Source organism: Rhodococcus sp. 15-649-2-2 (assembly GCF_002258645.1).
Taxonomy (GTDB): Bacteria; Actinomycetota; Actinomycetes; order Mycobacteriales; family Mycobacteriaceae; genus Rhodococcoides.
The window spans coordinates 67,542-84,486 of sequence record NZ_NPFM01000021.1 but is presented as its reverse complement, the minus strand read 5'-3'; the positions used below and the strand labels follow the sequence as shown (position 1 = coordinate 84,486).

General features: G+C 63.9%; 15 protein-coding genes. 6 read left to right on the top strand and 9 right to left on the bottom strand.

Annotation, left to right across the window (positions count from 1 at the left end; all coding sequences use genetic code 11):
* The first annotated feature begins 84 nt into the window (after positions 1 to 84).
* The 4 genes from CH305_RS12280 to CH305_RS12265 all read left to right on the top strand — a co-directional run bounded on the left by CH305_RS12280 (position 85) and on the right by CH305_RS12265 (position 6,687).
* The gene (locus CH305_RS12280; protein ID WP_094703851.1) at positions 85 to 1,962 is read left to right on the top strand and encodes a DUF3556 domain-containing protein; all 1,878 of its coding nucleotides are present in this window, start codon (positions 85 to 87) and stop codon (positions 1,960 to 1,962) included.
* Positions 1,959 to 3,392, top strand: a complete 1,434-nt coding sequence (locus CH305_RS12275) for an NAD(P)/FAD-dependent oxidoreductase (RefSeq protein ID WP_094703850.1) — start codon at positions 1,959 to 1,961, stop codon at positions 3,390 to 3,392. The genes CH305_RS12280 and CH305_RS12275 overlap by 4 nt, the downstream gene beginning before the upstream one ends.
* On the top strand, positions 3,389 to 4,711 hold the full coding sequence (locus CH305_RS12270) for a CdaR family transcriptional regulator (protein WP_094703849.1): 1,323 nt from the start codon (positions 3,389 to 3,391) through the stop codon (positions 4,709 to 4,711). The genes CH305_RS12275 and CH305_RS12270 overlap by 4 nt, the downstream gene beginning before the upstream one ends.
* 134 nt (positions 4,712 to 4,845) lie before the next feature.
* Positions 4,846 to 6,687, top strand: a complete 1,842-nt coding sequence (locus CH305_RS12265; RefSeq protein WP_094703848.1) for an NAD(P)/FAD-dependent oxidoreductase — start codon at positions 4,846 to 4,848, stop codon at positions 6,685 to 6,687.
* A gap of 68 nt (positions 6,688 to 6,755) precedes the next feature.
* Here CH305_RS12265 and CH305_RS12260 read toward each other — a convergent pair whose 3' ends face one another.
* From CH305_RS12260 to CH305_RS12235, 6 genes are read right to left on the bottom strand one after another with little or no spacing between them, the layout of a single operon-like run.
* Positions 6,756 to 8,231 (bottom strand): carboxylesterase/lipase family protein, encoded by a 1,476-nt coding sequence (locus CH305_RS12260; RefSeq protein ID WP_094703847.1) that lies wholly within the window; start codon positions 8,229 to 8,231, stop codon positions 6,756 to 6,758.
* A 57-nt stretch (positions 8,232 to 8,288) separates the two neighbouring features.
* A complete protein-coding gene (locus CH305_RS12255; RefSeq protein ID WP_037149047.1) occupies positions 8,289 to 9,293 on the bottom strand; it encodes an aldo/keto reductase family protein in 1,005 nt (334 codons plus the stop codon).
* Positions 9,294 to 9,315: 22 nt separating this feature from the next.
* Positions 9,316 to 10,569 carry a hypothetical protein gene (locus CH305_RS12250; protein ID WP_094703846.1) on the bottom strand — a complete coding sequence of 418 codons (1,254 nt, stop codon included), beginning with the start codon at positions 10,567 to 10,569 and terminating at the stop codon, positions 9,316 to 9,318.
* 7 nt (positions 10,570 to 10,576) lie between these two features.
* Positions 10,577 to 11,041 (bottom strand): MarR family winged helix-turn-helix transcriptional regulator, encoded by a 465-nt coding sequence (locus CH305_RS12245; protein ID WP_094703845.1) that lies wholly within the window; start codon positions 11,039 to 11,041, stop codon positions 10,577 to 10,579.
* The gene (locus CH305_RS12240; protein ID WP_094703844.1) at positions 11,038 to 11,637 is read right to left on the bottom strand and encodes a DJ-1/PfpI family protein; all 600 of its coding nucleotides are present in this window, start codon (positions 11,635 to 11,637) and stop codon (positions 11,038 to 11,040) included. Before CH305_RS12240 ends, CH305_RS12245 begins: the two co-directional genes overlap by 4 nt.
* A gap of 40 nt (positions 11,638 to 11,677) precedes the next feature.
* A complete protein-coding gene (locus CH305_RS12235; RefSeq protein WP_094703843.1) occupies positions 11,678 to 12,322 on the bottom strand; it encodes a hypothetical protein in 645 nt (214 codons plus the stop codon).
* A gap of 95 nt (positions 12,323 to 12,417) precedes the next feature.
* Between CH305_RS12235 and CH305_RS12230 the strand changes: the two genes are divergently transcribed.
* The gene (locus CH305_RS12230; RefSeq protein ID WP_094703842.1) at positions 12,418 to 12,789 is read left to right on the top strand and encodes a helix-turn-helix transcriptional regulator; all 372 of its coding nucleotides are present in this window, start codon (positions 12,418 to 12,420) and stop codon (positions 12,787 to 12,789) included.
* 2 nt (positions 12,790 to 12,791) lie between these two features.
* Positions 12,792 to 13,823 (top strand): SRPBCC domain-containing protein, encoded by a 1,032-nt coding sequence (locus CH305_RS29690; RefSeq protein WP_052077687.1) that lies wholly within the window; start codon positions 12,792 to 12,794, stop codon positions 13,821 to 13,823.
* Here CH305_RS29690 and CH305_RS12220 read toward each other — a convergent pair.
* The 3 genes from CH305_RS12220 to CH305_RS12210 all read right to left on the bottom strand — a co-directional run bounded on the left by CH305_RS12220 (position 13,820) and on the right by CH305_RS12210 (position 16,884).
* Positions 13,820 to 14,803: an ABC transporter substrate-binding protein gene (locus tag CH305_RS12220; protein ID WP_080734309.1), complete on the bottom strand. Its 984-nt coding sequence runs from the start codon at positions 14,801 to 14,803 to the stop codon at positions 13,820 to 13,822. The genes CH305_RS29690 and CH305_RS12220 overlap by 4 nt on opposite strands.
* A gap of 44 nt (positions 14,804 to 14,847) precedes the next feature.
* Complete coding sequence (locus CH305_RS12215; protein WP_373454557.1) at positions 14,848 to 15,993, bottom strand: acyl-CoA dehydrogenase family protein; 1,146 nt, start codon at positions 15,991 to 15,993, stop codon at positions 14,848 to 14,850.
* 69 nt (positions 15,994 to 16,062) lie between these two features.
* Entirely contained in the window at positions 16,063 to 16,884 is an 822-nt protein-coding gene (locus tag CH305_RS12210) for an SDR family oxidoreductase (protein ID WP_094703840.1), read from the bottom strand.
* Positions 16,885 to 16,945: the final 61 nt, after the last annotated feature.

Below are 16,945 nucleotides of genomic sequence, written 5' to 3'. Positions count from 1 at the left end.
CCAGCTCCGAACATCTCACTCACCAGCGTCCGATGCCGGTGAGGCGATCACCCGTACCCACACCACCCACACAGGAGTAACGACATGGGATTCAAAGAAGGAAACTTCCCGCCGGTCGACCCGGCCACCTTCCTCGATCTACCGTTCCGCGACCGACTGCGGGCGATGTCGACCCACTGGGCCGACCACGGCTTCGGAACCCCGAAGATGGTGCACACCATTTACATTCTCAAACTCGCGGTCCTCTACCTCGCCATCGGCGTGTCGATAGCCACCTTGACCTCCGGGCACAATCCTCTCGACTTCTCAGCGTGGTGGAACGAACCGATCGTGTACCAGAAGATCCTGCTGTGGACGCTACTCCTCGAAACGCTCGGCCTGGGCGGATCCTGGGGCCCGCTTGCCGGTCACTTCGAGCCGATGATGGGCGGCGCGCTCTTCTGGTTGCGCCCCAACACGATTCGCCTGCCACCGTGGCCGGGAAAGGTGCCCTTCACCTCCGGTGACAGCCGGACGGTCTTCGATGTCATCGTCTACGCCGCGATCGTGGTCGACATCGTTGCCGCACTGATCCTTCCCGGCGTGCACAGCAGCTCGATCGACTCTGCGATCGCGGACAACAACGGCCTGGTGCGGCCCGCACTGATGATCATCCTCGCCGCCCTTCTCGTCGTGATCGGGTTGCGCGACAAGGTCATCTTCATCGCCGCCCGCGGTGAGCAGTATTTCCCAGCCGTGCTGTTCTTCGGGCTACTGCCGTTCGTCGACATGATCATCGCCCTCAAACTGCTGATGGTCTCGGTGTGGGTCGGTGCCGGAATCTCCAAGCTCGGCCACCATTTCTCGATGGTCATTCCGCCGATGCTCTCGAACACCCCGTGGATCACCTCGACCCGTCTCAAGCGCGCGCATTACCGCAACTTCCCGGACGACCTTCGCCCGTCCACCATGGCCGGCGGCATCGGCCATGTCCTCGGAACGTTGGTCGAGGTCGCGACGCCGCTGGTCCTGCTCTTCACCACCAATGCCGTCGTCGCTCTCGCTGCCGCCGCACTGATGGTCGCGTTCCACCTGTTCATCACCTCGACGTTCCCGCTCGCCGTCCCGCTGGAATGGAATCTGTTCTTCGCGTTCGCGGCGGTGTTCCTCTTCCTCGGATTCCCGAACGCCGACGGTTTCGCCGTATGGAACTTCTCCTCTCCGGTGCTGCTGGCCGTCATCGTCGTTGCGCTCGTGTTCTTCCCGATCGTCGGCAACCTCCGACCCGATCTGGTCTCGTTCCTGCCCTCGATGCGTCAGTACGCCGGCAACTGGGCGTCGGCGACGTGGGCGTTCGCTCCCGGTTGCGAGGACAAGATCGACGAGTTCATCAAGCGGCCGAGCCAGAACACTCGCACTCAACTGCTGGCGACCTATCCGGCCGATGTCGCCGACGTGGTGATGCACCAGCTGCTCGGCTGGCGTTCGATGCACAGCCAGGGTCGCGCACTGTTCTCTCTGATGATGAATCACCTCGGCGAGGACATCGACACCTACACGTTGCGTGACGCCGAGTTCTCGTGCAATTCGATCGTGGCGTTCAACTTCGGTGACGGCCATCTGCACGACGCCAAGCTGATCGCGGCGATTCAACGCCGATGCAATTTCGCGCCGGGAGAATTTCTCGTGGTCTGGATCGAGTCGCAGCCCATTCACAAGAACTACCAGCAATATCAGGTCATCGATGCGGCTCTGGGAGTCATCGAACGCGGTACGTACAAGGTCTCCGATGCCATCGAGGAGCAGCCGTGGTTGCCGAACGGCCCGATTCCGGTGACTGTGACGTGGACACTGGACATCGACGCGAACCGCGCCGCCACCGATGCCGGCACCGTGAAGGAACCGAAGATGCGCGAGAACACCGCACGCCCCGCAGGCGACTCCGTCGTCGCGCCCACTCCGCAACGCGGCGAGCAGGTATGACCACAGCCGTGGTCGTCGGCAGCGGGCCGAACGGGCTCGCTGCCGCGGTACGCCTCGCTCGCGCCGGGGTCGATGTTCATGTTCTCGAGGCTGCGGACACCATCGGCGGGGGAACGCGCAGCGCCGAGATGACAGTGCCGGGTGTGACGCACGATCTGTGTTCGGCGTTCCATCCGATGGGTGCGGGTTCGCCGTATCTGCGCACGCTCGACCTCGAGCGTTACGGTCTGCGGTGGCGACTGGCGGACATCGACTGCGCGCATCCGCTCGACAACGGTGATGCAGGATCGATCCACCGGTCGATAGAGGCAACGGCCGACGGTCTGGGTGTCGACGGGGTGCGCTGGAACCGGATGTTCGGGGACCTGGCCCGCAATTTCGACGTCCTCGCTGCCGACTTGATGCGTCCGATTGCGAACGTGCCGCGGCACCCGCTGGCCCTTGTGGCCTTCGGTCCACGCGCACTGCTACCGGCCACCGTGTCGGCGAAGTGGTGGCGAACGGACAAGGCGAGAGCGATGTTCGGCGGGCTGGCGGCGCACGCCTACTACCGATTGGACCGACCGGCAACGTCGGCCGTCGGGTTGATGCTCGCGGCCTCGGGTCATCGCTACGGCTGGCCGGTGGCCGAGGGCGGTTCCGGGGCGATAACGCAGGCGTTGGCGTCGATGCTGGCCGATCACGGCGGCAAGATCGACACCGGCGTTCGAGTACGGACGGCTTCGGACATTCCCCGATCCGACGTGGTCCTGCTCGATACGTCACCGCGCGGCGCTCTCGACATCTACGGCGATGCGGTGCCCTCTCGTATCGCGCGCTCCTACCGCAAGTTTCGTCGTGCTCCGGCCGCGTTCAAGATCGATTTCGCGATCGACGGACACGTACCGTGGACGAACGCCGCGTGCGGGCGCGCCGGCACCGTTCACCTAGGAGGTTCCTTCGAGCAGATCGCGGCGAGCGAGAAGGCGATCAATCTGGGCGTCATGCCGGATCGGCCGTTCGTGTTGGTGGGCCAGCAGTACGTGGCCGACCCGACGCGATCTGCCGGGTCGATCAATCCGCTGTACGCGTACGCCCATGTGCCCAACGGATTCACCGGCAACGCGACCGAGGCGATCATCGCCCAGATCGAACGATTCGCACCTGGATTCCGAGATATCGTCGTCGCCACCGTCGTCACCTCCCCGACCGAACTGGAGGCGTCGAATCCGAACTACCTCGGCGGCGACATCATCGGGGGCGCGAACACCGAACTTCAGGTGGTACTTCGACCTCGAGTTGCGTTGGATCCGTACAGTATCGGAGTTCCCGGCGTGTATCTGTGTTCCGCGTCGACTCCCCCGGGTGCCGGCGCACACGGAATGTGCGGATACAACGCAGCGGAGTCCGCGTTGCGACACCTACGGCGGCAGAAGAAGGACGTGGGGTGACGAACCTCGAACCCGAGGACCGTCGGGCGGTTGCCCGCAGCCGGCTTGCTCATGTGCCTGCGACGGCCCACGAGGACGTTCTCGCCGCCGTCGCACAGGTCGCGCGGTCGCTGTCGGCGCGAGAACTCGACATGGTCCGGGCGATGACCTCGCTCATGGCGCACGATATCGATCATCTGGACGACGACCCCGTCCTCGTGCAGCTTCTCGAGGCCTCTGTCCACGGCAACATCTCGACGATCGTGCATGTACTGGCCAACGACATTCCGGTCGACCGCCTGCAGCCGACCACCGCAGCCGTCGAGTACGCACTGCGCCTTGCTCAACGCGATGTTCCGTCGAATTCGCTGGTGCGGGCCTATCACCTGGGCCAGAACGAAATGATGAGTATCTGCTTCGAGGAAGTGAAGAAGAACTCGAACGATTCGGAGCTCGATTTCGCTGTCCTGAAACATATTTCGGACGTCGTCTACAACTACATCGACTGGATAACACTGTTTGTCTTCGACGCCTACGAGACCGAACGCATTCGGTGGATCGGTGCCAAGGGAACCGTTCATTCGTCGACCATTCACACACTGCTGGCCGACCGGAGCGGAACCACAACGACGTTCGAGGCCCACACCGGTTACCTGTTGAACCAGAATCATCTCGGTGTCGTCGTGTGGAGCGATGGATCGGACTCGACGACGACCCTCGGATCGATCGACGTCATTTCCCGCCGCGCCGCCGCGGCGATGCGCTCCGCAGGTCCGCCGATCGTCACCGCGATCGATCGCCGAACCGCGTGGGCCTGGATCCCCCTGGGTACCCGCACGCCGACGGTCGATACGGCCGAACTTGCCGCGGCCCTTCGCCTCGACCAGTCCACCCGCATGGCCGTCGGGCTACCGGGCAAGGGCGTCGACGGGTTCCGCCGGACCCACGAGCAGGCACGCGCCGCCTACTCCATCGCGTCGATACCCGGGACACCGGTGCGTGAGGTTCTCGGCTACGGCGACAAGAATGTGGCCATCGTGTCGCTGCTCGCCCAGGATCTCGATTCGGCCCGGTACTGGGTCTGGGAGACGCTGGGCACGCTCGCGGACGACACGCCCAACGCGGCCGTGCTGAGAGACACCCTGCATGCATATTTCGCGCACGACGAGAGTCATCTGCACGCGGCCCAGGAACTCAACGTCCACCGCAACACGGTGAAGTATCGGGTGACCAAAGCTCTCGAACTACACACGACCAGCGGGGACAAGCTCGATCTCGCGCTGGCACTGCAGGTGTGTCAGTTTCTGGGAGCCCTGGTTCTCAGGCCCACTCAGACGTAGGCAGGTCACCCGAGTTCATTCTCGACGCGGTCGATACCTCGGCGCGCTGCAACCCACTGCAACTCTCGACTTCGCCGCGGCGCGGGAGTGTGCTGGGTCACACAACGAGCACACTTTCGCCACGAGGAGTTTTCATGACGCAGACCATCGAACCGGTCGACATCACCCGCACACACACCCCGCAGGAACGGGTCGACGCCTGGCTGTCGAAGTTCGAGGACGCACTGGTCGCACGAGACATCCCCCGCGTTGCCGGCATGTTCGCCGTCAGCAGCTTCTGGCGCGATCTCGTCACGTTCACCTGGAATCTCAAGACCGTCGAGGGTCGCGACGGCGTCAGCGACATGCTGTCGCAGCGACTCGACGACACCGATCCGACGGGCTTTCACACCACGGAAGTACCCGACGAGGCGGACGGCGTCGTCTCGGCGTGGATCGAGTTCGAGACCGCAACGAGCCGAGGTAAAGGGCACTTGCGCCTGACGGTCGATGCCGACACCGGCGACGACGTGGCCTGGACTCTGCTGACGACCATGCAGGAGCTCAAGGGCCATGAGGAGCGTCAAGGCAAGTCCCGTATCAAAGGCGCGGTGCACGGCTCGAACGCCGATACCCAGAACTGGGCGGAGAAGAAGGAGATCGAGGAGAACGAGCTCGGCTACAGCGTGCAGCCGTATGCCCTCGTGATCGGTGGCGGCCAGGGCGGTATCGCTCTCGGAGCTCGATTCCGACAGCTGGGGGTGCCTGCGATCGTCGTCGACCGCGCCGAACGCCCCGGCGATCAGTGGCGTGGACGCTACAAGTCGCTGTGCCTACACGACCCGGTCTGGTACGACCACCTCCCCTATCTGCCGTTCCCGCCGAACTGGCCGGTGTTCGCGCCGAAGGACAAGATCGGCGACTGGCTCGAGATGTACACCAAGGTCATGGAAGTTCCGTACTGGAGCAAGACCACCGCGAAGTCCGCCACCTACGACGAGGTGGCGAAGGAGTGGACGGTCGTCGTCGACCGCGACGGTGAGGAAGTGATCCTGCGGCCCAAGCAGTTGGTGATGGCCACCGGGATGTCCGGCAAGAAGAACGTCCCGAACTTCCCCGGCATGGACGAGTTCGAGGGCGAGCAGCATCATTCCAGCGAACACCCCGGTCCCGACGCCTATGTCGGCAAGCGCGTCGTGGTCGTCGGTTCCAACAACTCCGCACACGACATCTGCAAGGCTCTGTACGAGACCGGCGTCGACGTCACGATGCTGCAGCGTTCGTCGACTCACATCGTCAAGTCCGATTCGCTGTGTGAGATCGCCCTCGGGGATCTGTACTCCGAGCGGGCCGTCGAGTCCGGAATGACCACGGGCAAAGCCGATCTCACGTTCGCGTCGCTGCCGTACCGGATCATGCACGAGTTCCAGATCCCGGTGTATCAGCAGATCGCGGAGCAGGACAAGGACTTCTACGATCGCCTCGAGAAGGCCGGCTTCCAACACGACTTCGGTGACGACGGTTCGGGACTGTTCATGAAGTACCTGCGCCGCGGCTCGGGTTACTACATCGACGTCGGCGCATCCGAGCTCGTCGCGGACGGCAAGATCAAACTCGTTGCCGGACAGGTGGAGCGGATCAGCAAGACCGGCGTCGTCCTCGAAGACGGTACCGAGCTGCCGGCCGACCTCATCGTCTACGCCACCGGCTACGGCTCGATGAACGGCTGGGTCGCCGACCTGATCGATCAGGAGACCGCGGACAAGGTCGGCAAATGCTGGGGCCTCGGGTCGGACACCACCAAGGATCCCGGCCCCTGGGAGGGCGAGCAGCGCAACATGTGGAAGCCGACGCAGCAGGAGAACTTCTGGTTCCACGGCGGCAATCTGCATCAGTCGCGACACTATTCGCTCTACCTCGCGCTCCAGATCAAGGCGCGCTACGAGGGTATCGATACCCCGGTCTACGGGCTGCAGGAAGTGCATCACCTTCGGTGACCCATGAGCGCGGAACCTCGTAGCAGAGTAAGAGGTTCCGTGCACATGCGGCGCAGCCGCTCAGGTGCTCAGCGTATCCCGTCCCACACCGCGCGAGTCGCCGGCCGCGGGTCCAGAACGACTCCCGGCTCGTCCCCGAACATCATCACCGCACGGTCGGTGCCGTACGAGTCCCATCCGGGAGAGCCGTCGCGCACGAATTCGACCCAGGCACGGTGCATCTCGTCGGCAACCTTCTGCGGCGGATTCGGGCCGGTGATTCGTGCGGTCTCGGCCTTGTGCAGCATGTCGAACACGAACGGGATCTCGAGTGCATGGCAGGCCCCGAGCGCGCCGTCGAACAGTGATGAGCGCCAGGTGAATTCGTAGACGAAGGCGTTACCGGAGCGGGCCTCGACCAGGCGCGTGGCCGGGATACGGAAGAACCAGTCGGTCATGACGGCGATCATCAGCTCGCCGGCCGAGGCGTCGGGCAGCTGTTCGCGGTACCGGTCCAGCGCCGACGGGTCGGCTCGATACCCGGCGAGGACCATCTTCACGTAGTCCTCGGTGAGGTGCGGGACAATCCCGGCCGGGACGATGAAGAACGCATGTTCCTCGCTGGTGGTTCCGATCAGCACGTCCACCTGTGCGCTCGCGCCATCACTGATGATTCGCGAAAACGGCAGCGCCGGAACGATATCACCGTCGATGTACGGCTCGAATGCCATCACGTTCAGGGCGAGCTCACCCCAGGCTCCGGTCGGAGCCTCGGCCGTGATTCGATCGGACAGTTCACGCTGAGCATCGACCAAGGCATCCACCGGCACCGACCCCAGGCTGTCGACCGTCGCCTCGACGCCGAGCGAGGCGGCCAATGCAGCGGATACCTTGGCGGCAGTCTCGGCGGTGATGACGTGGTGGCCGGCTCCGCTCTGCAGAATCGCCCGTTGGAAGAGTCCCTCGGCACGAGGCATCGACATCAGGGTGCCGACGCTCATCGCGCCGGCCGACTCTCCCGCGATGGTCACCCGGGCCGGGTCGCCGCCGTAGGCAGCGATGTGGTCGCGTACCCATTCGAGGGCCGCGACCTGATCGAGCATCCCGCGGTTGGCGGGAGCTCCATCGATCAGTGCAAAACCGTCGACGCCGAGTCGGTAGTTGATCACCACGGCCACGATGCCGTCGCGCGCGAAGGCGGAACCGTCGTACGTGGGAATGGCGTTGCTGCCATTGACGAATGCGCCACCGTGGATCCAGACGAACACCGGTGCCGAGCCGCCGGCATCGGGGGTGAAGACGTTGACGTTCAGGCAGTCCTCGCCGGGTACCACCGGCTCACTGAGGATCTCACTGGTCGGCGGACGGTAGCCCACCTTCGGGACGGTCGCCCCGAGTTCGAGGGCGTCGCGCACCCCATCCCAGGTCGGCGGCGGCGACGGCGCTTGGAATCGGCGGGGTCCGAACGGAGCCTCGGCGTACGGCACTCCGAGGAACGAGGTGACGCCTGCGCCGGTCCGACCGCGAACTTGGCCCTGAGGTGTATCGACGGTGATCGTGTCCATACGTCCTTATTACCCTGTTCGCTTCGCCTTGTCGGTCGGACCGGCAACTTCGGGTGCTCAGACCAGACGTGCCTCGGGCGAGCCCGTCTTGCCCGCGTCACGCTCGACGGAATCACCGAGTGCCTCGTCGATCTTCGCGAGCACGTCGGCGTCGAGGGTGACCTCGGAGGCCTTGATGTTCTCGGCGATCTGCTCCGGTCGCGAGGCACCGACAAGTGCGGCGGCGATGTTGTCGTTGGCCAACACCCATGCAACGGCCAACTGCGCCATGGTGATTCCCAGATCGTCGGCGATCGGCTTCAGCTGCTGCACCCGGGTGAGCGTCTGATCGTCGAGGTAGCGCGCGATCATCTTGTCGCCGCCCTTGTCGTCCTTCGCGCGAGAACCGTCCGGCAGGGGCTGACCGGGAAGGTACTTACCGGTGAGCACACCCTGGGCGATGGGCGACCAGACGATCTGCGAGATGCCCAGTTCCTTCGACGTCGGGATCACCTGATCCTCGATGACACGCCAGAGAGCCGAATACTGCGGCTGATTCGAGATGATCGAGAAGCCGTTCTGGCGGGCGAGTTCCTGCCCGGCGCGGAGCTGGTCGGCGGTCCATTCCGAGACGCCGATGTAGAGCGCCTTTCCCTGGCGGACGACGTCACCGAAGGCGGCGATGGTCTCTTCGAGCGGGGTCTCGACGTCGTAGCGATGAGCCTGGTAGAGGTCCACGTAATCGGTGCCGAGCCGACGCAGCGAGGCGTCGATGCCTTCGAGAATGTGTTTGCGGGAGAGTCCGGTGTCGTTGGGGCCCTTGGGTCCGACGGGGAAGTAGACCTTCGTGAAAATCTCGAGCGATTCCCGACGCTCGCCTTTCAGCGCGTCGCCCAGCACCGTCTCGGCAGCTCCGTTGGCATAGACGTCGGCCGTATCGAACGTGGTGATGCCCGCATCGAGAGCCGCGCGTACGCACTGGGTGGCGATATCGTTCTCCACCTGCGATCCGTGCGTCAACCAGTTGCCGTAGGTGATCTCCGAGATCTTGAGTCCACTGTTTCCGAGGTATCTGTAAGCCATGCAGAAAACGGTACTCCGGTGATCAATTCAGTAGTGGCCGACGACCGAGGGCCCACATCCCGACGCCGGCGAGCACCACCGTCGTGAAGGCAACTCCCGTCGAGAGCCACAGGTCGATGCTGGGAGAGAACGTGCTCGTGTCGATCGACGTCAACGGTGTGTAGGCAGTCCAGCCGTAGGTGACGACCATCGGGACCGTGATCGCCACCGGAACCGCGAGGCCCAGCGTCAAGGTCGTGGGGGTCGCGGTCGTGGGGGTCGAGGGGGTGCACGAGACGTACAGGTAGGCCGCAGCTGCGGGGAAAACCACCAGACTTGCCACGTAGTGCACGTTGTCCAGCGGCGGGTACTCGAACAGTGCGGTCACACAGACCAGTGCCAGAGCAGTGATGCCGATCCACGAACGCCCCCAGCGTATTCCGAGTGCCACACCGACCGACACGGCGAGTGCCGTGACGGCCACCAGCCCGAGTACCCAGACTCCTTCCGACACATCGATACCCACACCGGAAGTGGTGTTCGAGGTGAGCAGGACGGCGGTCCCGGCGAGAACGAGCCTGCCACCGCGGCCCGGCAGCAGAGCAGCGGCCGCGAACAGTACGGGTACGACGAGGATTCCGAAGTACCAACGACCGACGAACCCGTATTCGCTCTGAAACACGCTGAGCCCGAACAGTACATCGAGCAGAAGGCCACCGATCGAGACCAGCAGTATCGCCCCGACCGTACGGATGTTCCGCTCGGGTGACGAACAGTCGTCACCGCGGTCGACACGAGCTGCCAAGAACACCGTCAGCACCACGAGGGCGCAGAGGACCGGTACGACCACTGGTGTGCCGATATCGGACTCGGTGAGGTAATCGGCGTAGCGACGCGGGACACTCGGGTAGTGCAGAGCCTCGACCGCGCCTGCACTGAGCAGACCGAGAAGGAACGACCCGATCAGCAGCGCTTGTCGAACTCGTGCACCGTTCGCCCGTACTGCAGTGCATCCCAGAAGAACTCCGCCTGCCACCACCTCGGCGAGGTCGGAGGGCATCAGCAGTGCCGTCACCCCGGCGACAACTGCAGCGGCGATGGACAGGCCGGCCAGAATACTGTGCCGACGAACGAGCATCGCCAGACCCGACGCCACAATCACTGCTGCCGCAACTCCCCCTCCACCGCTGGAGAGCAGCACGCCGCCGACGCTGCTGTCGCCGAATATGTCGACCCCGTCGGATTGCGACAGCAAACCGGCCAGCAGTCCGGAGAGCAGTAGTGCGAGCACAGCCATTGCCGAATTATGCACGGCCACCGCGGTAGTGACGTGAGGCTGCGAGGATCTTCTCCAGAGTCTCCGCGAAAGAGCGTAACTCGTTCTCACCCACCGCGGCACCCACGGCGTCCGACCACGCGTGTTGAGCATCTCTCAGTGCGGCGACTGTCTCGCGCCCCTTGGAGGTGGGTTCGAGTAGCTTGGCCCGCCTGTGGTGAGGGTTGTCGACGTAGACCGCCCAGCCTTTGTCCACCAACAGATTTGCCGTCCGCTGCACGCTCTGCCGTGCCAATCCCAACCCGACGCGTCGCGCGATATCAGCGACCGACAATGGCTCGTCCAGGGTGGCCCCCAGAACCTGCCACCAGGCCGGAGTCAGGCCCGTCGGCTCGGTGATGTCTTGTGCGGCAGCGAGAAATTCGCCGTTGAGCTCGAAAACGGGCAGCACTACCGCCGTCAGCGCATCACCCTCCGGGCTGCGGTCGGTCATGCCCCCGCCAGCTGGTCGTAGTACTTTCGCTCGCCTGTCGTGTACAGGCCGTACCAGGCATCGACGACGGGTTGCGGAAACACGTTCAGCCGCTCGAATACCAGCTTGGCGAACTCGATGGGTGCCGTCGCGCCGGCAGTGATGACCGTACCGTCGGACACCGCTTTGTCGTCTCGGTAGTGCTCGGCTCCGCTGTATTGCTCTGCAGCAGTGAGAAATTCGGCAGCATTAGACGTATGTGGCCGGTCGTTGAGCAGTCCGGTCCGAGCCAGTCCGTAGGTGGCACCGCAGATCGCCGCCACCGGGGTCCCCGCCGCAACGAGTACGGCGGCGAGCTTCAGTACCGTGTCGTGCCCGGACTCCCAACTGCCCGCTCCCGGCAGAATCAACGCGTCGAGTGTCGGCAGATCCGCCAAGCCGACGTCCGGCGTGATGCGCAATCCTCCCATCGTCGTCACAGCCTCCCCCGTCTCCGAGGCGACGATCAGCCGGTTGGCTTCCGGGTCTTGTTCACGGGCCATGGCCAGGCCGGCGGTGAGGTACCCGTATTCCCAGTCGGCCATGGTGTCGGTGGCGTAGAGCGCAATGGTGGTCATCGGAACGTCCTCGCATCGATTGACAGTATGCTGTCAATCATCACCCCATTGACAGCAGGCTGTCAATACCCGGCAGCACCCGAGTGGCTCGCGCGCGCGGATCCACCTCGTCCAGATAGATCCGGCACGCCGCGTGATAGCGCTGGTCGAAGGCCATACCCGCGGCCACTTCACCCCCGAGCGCATCCGCATCCCGGGCTGTACCGCGAGCCCGTGCGACGTCCATCGGGGTGTCGACGAAGACCGTGTAGTCCCAGTAGTCAGGCAGCGGCGGCCGGTGCAGAAACGTTCCGTCCACCACGACGATCGCGTCGGTAGGCACCGGCTCAGGCGGATCTTCCACCGGCTCATCGGACGCCAGATCGATGATCCGACGCCGGATTTCGCCGCTTCCGTTCGGTCCCAACGGAATCAGCACCTGCGTACACAGCGCGTCGAAGTCGTATGCGTCCTGGTAGTAACCGACAGCCGACGCTCGCCCCTGCCGATACCGATAGGCGCGCCGGTGATGGAACCCGTCCATGGTCACATGAATCGCAGGACGCCCCTGCGTTGTAACAGCACTCACCAGCCACCGCGCACAGGTCGACTTTCCCGATGCCGTCACCCCGTCGATCGCCACACGTAGCGGGTGCCCCAGATCTAGAGAGATCACGTCCCGCACCATGTCATCACCGATGCCCATCCGACGAGGGTAGGCCAAGGGAAGTACTCAACCAAATGGTTGACTATGCACGTCACGCGGCTTACTCTCGGCTTCATCGAGAAAGCGAGGAGCCGATGGAGGATCACACGGAGCAACTCGACAAGACGTTCGCGGCCTTGGCCGACCCCACTCGACGCGACATGGTGGCACGGCTCGCCGCCTCGGATGCGAGTGTCAGCGAATTGGCGGAGCCGTACGACATGAGCCTGCAGGCCGTATCCAAGCACGTGAAGGTGCTCGAGGAGGCCGGCCTGGTCACCCGCAGCAAAGATGCCCAGCGTCGGCCGGTGCATCTGGACGCGGAGGTGTTCGGCCTCGTGGCGAAATGGATCGACCGCTATCGACAGGAAGCAGAACAACGTTATCGACGCCTCGACGCCCTGCTGGGCAGCATGGACATCGAGGAAAACCACACGAAGGCCCCGCACACGAAAGAAGCGTCGTAACCATGTACGAAACCGAGATCCTTGCGGACGAGAAAGTACCCACGATCGAGATCGTTCGGGAGTTCGATGCAACGCCGGAGCAGGTGTTCCGCGCCCACATAGATCCCGAGCTGTATCGGCAATGGGTGGGGCCTAGATCGTTGACCACGCGAATTCTGAAGTGGGAGGGCCACACCGGAGGTTCCTGGGCATTTGCCAACGATCGAGACGGCGAGGAGATCGCAGCTTTCTTCGGCAGCTTCCACGAGGTCAGAGGCAACGAGCGGATCGTGTGGACGTTCACCTACGAGGGCCAACCCGATTCGGTTGCCCTCGAGACACTCACGTTCGAGGGCCGCGACGGCGGGGGCACGCTCCTGAAAGTGCTCAGTGTGATGTCGGACTTCGCAACTCGAGACGGGATGCTGTCCAGCGGCATGGATGTCGGGGTGAGGGAGGGCTACGACAAACTCGACGAACTGCTCGATCAACGAACAGGGCCGGCCCAACAGCACCTACAAGACGCGGCAACGTTCACCGCGCTCGTCGAGTCCGCCTCGCCCGAGGACTGGTCACGCCAGAGCCCGGTATCGGACTGGGCCGCAATCGATGTCGTGAAGCACCTGATCGAATGGTCTCGCGGCTTTCTCGCGCACGGTGCGGGAATCGAGTTCCTGCCACTGGACATCGATGCCGACCCTGTCGCCGCATGGAAGCGTCACGTCGCCGACATCCAGGCAATTCTCGACGACCCTTCCGACCGCGTGTTGAGCAACCCGCACACCGGAGACATGCCGGTGGACAAGGCGGTCGACATGTTCTACACCGCCGACATCTGGATGCACACCTGGGACCTGGCGAAAGCCCTTGGCCTGGAACCCGACTTGGGCGAGGAGCGCTGCGCTGCGGCCCTCGACGCCATGCGACCGCTGGAGCAGATGCTACGAGACAGCGGGCAGTACGGGCCCGCCGTCCCGGTCGGCGACAACGCGTCCACTCAGGACAAGTTGATGGCCTTCATCGGCCGTGACCCGGCCTGGACACCCCGGAGCTAACTTGCTATTGCCTCGAGTTGCGGTCGAATCTTGTTCAGCGAGTACTCGACCGACGCTTTCGACGGTGTATTGAATCCGACGACCGTCCCGTAATCCACCACGGCTACTCCACCAACTGACGCCGCAGGGAGACTGGAGAATCCCGGAAGCTTCTCCAGGTCTTCCCGCGTTCCCCCATTGGGAAGCATCACGACCAGGTCGGCCGTCAGCACATCGAGCCGCTCGGGGCTGAGCACGATGCGTCCGTGCGAGATGTCGGGTGATTCGACCAGACTCTGCGGCACACTGAGGCCGATGCTGCCGAACACCTGGGCCGCACCGTCTTCGGGGTCGGCGACAACCGCCAGCTGCTGGGAGTCGAAGACGAACTGGGAGAGCACCGCCGTCTTACCGTCGAGTGCCGGATACTCCTGCTTGATGTCGTCGGTGACGGCGTGTCCCTCGTCGATGATTCGCCGGGCGTCGTCTTCCCGATCGAGCACAAGGCCGAGGGTCTCGATCTGCGATTCCCAGGTCTCGACCCTGTCGGACTCGGGCAGGATCGTCGGAGCGAAATCCGCCAAACCTGCATACGGTTCGATCGAGGCAATTCCCGACACCAGGATCAGATCCGGCTGCAGCGCCGCGATCTGCTCGATCGGCACCGCACCGTCCATCTGGTCGACCGCAGCCGGGTCGAGCATCTCGGCATCGGAACTCACTGCCGACTGCCAGGGGTAGAGCCCGCGTTCGTCGCCGTTCGATCCGGCGGAGACGTACCCGACGGGTTGCACGTCGAATTCCAGCAGCGCGTCGACCCACTGCTGCCCGAAGGCGACGATGCGCTCCGGCGTTCCCGTGATGTGTGTCGGTCCCGCAAGCGTGTCGATCGTGACGGTGCGGGCTTCGGGTCCGGCGTCGTCGGCTGCCCCGCTACTGCACGCGACCAGCGTCAACGCGGTCGTCAGACCGAGCGCGCACCCCAGGAATGTCCGTTTCATCCGCAGAAGTTAGCACAGGCTCACCTTGCTGCGGTGGCCTACCTTCAGAGGTATTTCTTCAGCTCCATCTTCGCGATCGACATCTTGTGCACCTCGTCCGGACCGTCGGCCAGACGCAAGGTGCGAATGTGGGCGTACATCATCGCGAGCGGGAAATCGTTGCTCACTCCGCCGCCGCCGTGCACCTGGATGGCACGGTCGATGATCTTCAGTGCCATCTCGGGTGCAGCAACCTTGATGGCGGCGATCTCGGTGCGCGCTTCCTTGTTCCCGACCGTGTCCATCAGGTACGCGGCTTTGAACGTGAGCAGTCTCGTCTTCTCGATCTCGATGCGCGCTTCGGCGATCCAGTCCTGAATGTTCGAGCGCATCGCCACCGGCTTCCCGAACGTCACTCGCGATACCGCACGGCGACAGAGCAATTCGAGCGCACGTTCGGCAACGCCGATGGTGCGCATGGCGTGGTGAATGCGGCCGGGTCCCAGGCGGGCCTGACTGATGGCGAAGCCCTCACCCAGCCCCTTCAATACGTCCTTCGCCGGCACCCGCACGTCCTCGAAGAGCACCTCGGCGTGACCTTCTCGGTCGATGTAGCCGAAGACCGGCAGGTTGCGCAGGACGGTGACACCGGGTGCGTCGATGGGTACCACCAGCATCGACTGCTGACGGTGCGTTGCCGCCTCGGGATCGGTCTTGCCCATGACGATGAGAACCTTGCAGTTCTTGTGCATCGCGTTGGACGTCCACCACTTTCGACCGTTCAGGATGAAGTCGTCCCCGTCGCGGTCCATCTTCATCGCGATGTTGGTGGCATCGGAACTGGCGACGTCGGGCTCGGTCATCGCAAAAGCGGAGCGAATTGTGCCGTCCAACAACGGCTTCAAGTACTTCTCTTTGTGCTCGTCGGTGCCGAAGAGCGTGAACACCTCCATGTTGCCGGTGTCCGGTGCGTTGCAGTTGCACGCCTCGGGGGCGAGCAGGCTGCGGCCCATGATCTCGGCGAGCGGGGCGTACTCGAGGTTGGTCAGACCGGGGCCCCACTCGGGATGCGGGTGGAACAGGTTCCACAGTCCACGCGAGCGCGCTTCCTTCTTCAGGTCTTCGATGATCGGCGGCTGAAAGTGCGGGTCACCCGATTCGAGCATCTGCTGCTCGTAGACGGCCTCGGCCGGGTAGATGTGAGAGTCCATGAACTCCAACAGATCCGACTCGTATTTCTTCGCACGGTCGGAGGTCTCGAAAAATGCCACGGTGGGCCCCTATCGGTTGTTGTCGAGCAAGCTGTCCTGGTAGCGACGCATGCCGCGCAACCACCGGTCGTAGTCGGCACCCTTGTTGCGGTACATGTCCAGTACGTTCTCGTGCGGCAGGATCAAGAACTGCTCACGGTCCATCGCGTCGAGCACCACATCGGCAACATCGAGGGGTTCGAGGACGGCACCGGCGCTCAGTACCGCCGCAGTTGCGGCCGCTCCCAATGCATCTCCGGATTCGCGTCCCTCGTAGAGCAGTTTGGTGTTGACGCCCATCGGGCACAGGCAGCTGACACGAATGCCTCGGTTGCCGTAGGTGACGTTCAGCCACTCGGCGAATCCGACGGCCGCGTGCTTGGTCGTTGCGTATGTGGCCGAACCGATCTGGGTGAGCAAGCCGGCCGCCGAGGCGGTGCTGACGAAGTATCCCTCACCGCGCTCGAGCCAACCCGGCACCAACAGCTGCGCGGCGCGGATGTGCGCGCGCACGTTGACGTCGAACGAGAGGTCCCAGTCCTGTTCGGTGGCGTCGAGTCCGGGTGCGCCGCTGATGCCGGCGTTGGCGAAGTAGAGATCGACCGGACCGAACGAGTCCTCGGCCCGTGCGATCAGTCGCTCGACATCCGCGATGTTCGACGCGTCCGCAGCCACCGCGACGGCCGTCCCCGGCCGGTCTCGTTCGATGGCGTCGACCACCGCTTGGGCCGTCTTTTCGTCGAGGTCGGAGACGACGACGCGTGCGCCGTGCTCCGAGAGTCGAGCAGCGATGGCCCCGCCGATCCCGCCACCACCGCCGGTGACGATGGCAACCTTGCCTTCAACGTTCATGCCCCAGGTATAGTTGAAGTTGGATTCAAGTTCAACCCTGATCGTGTGAACACGCTGGTCA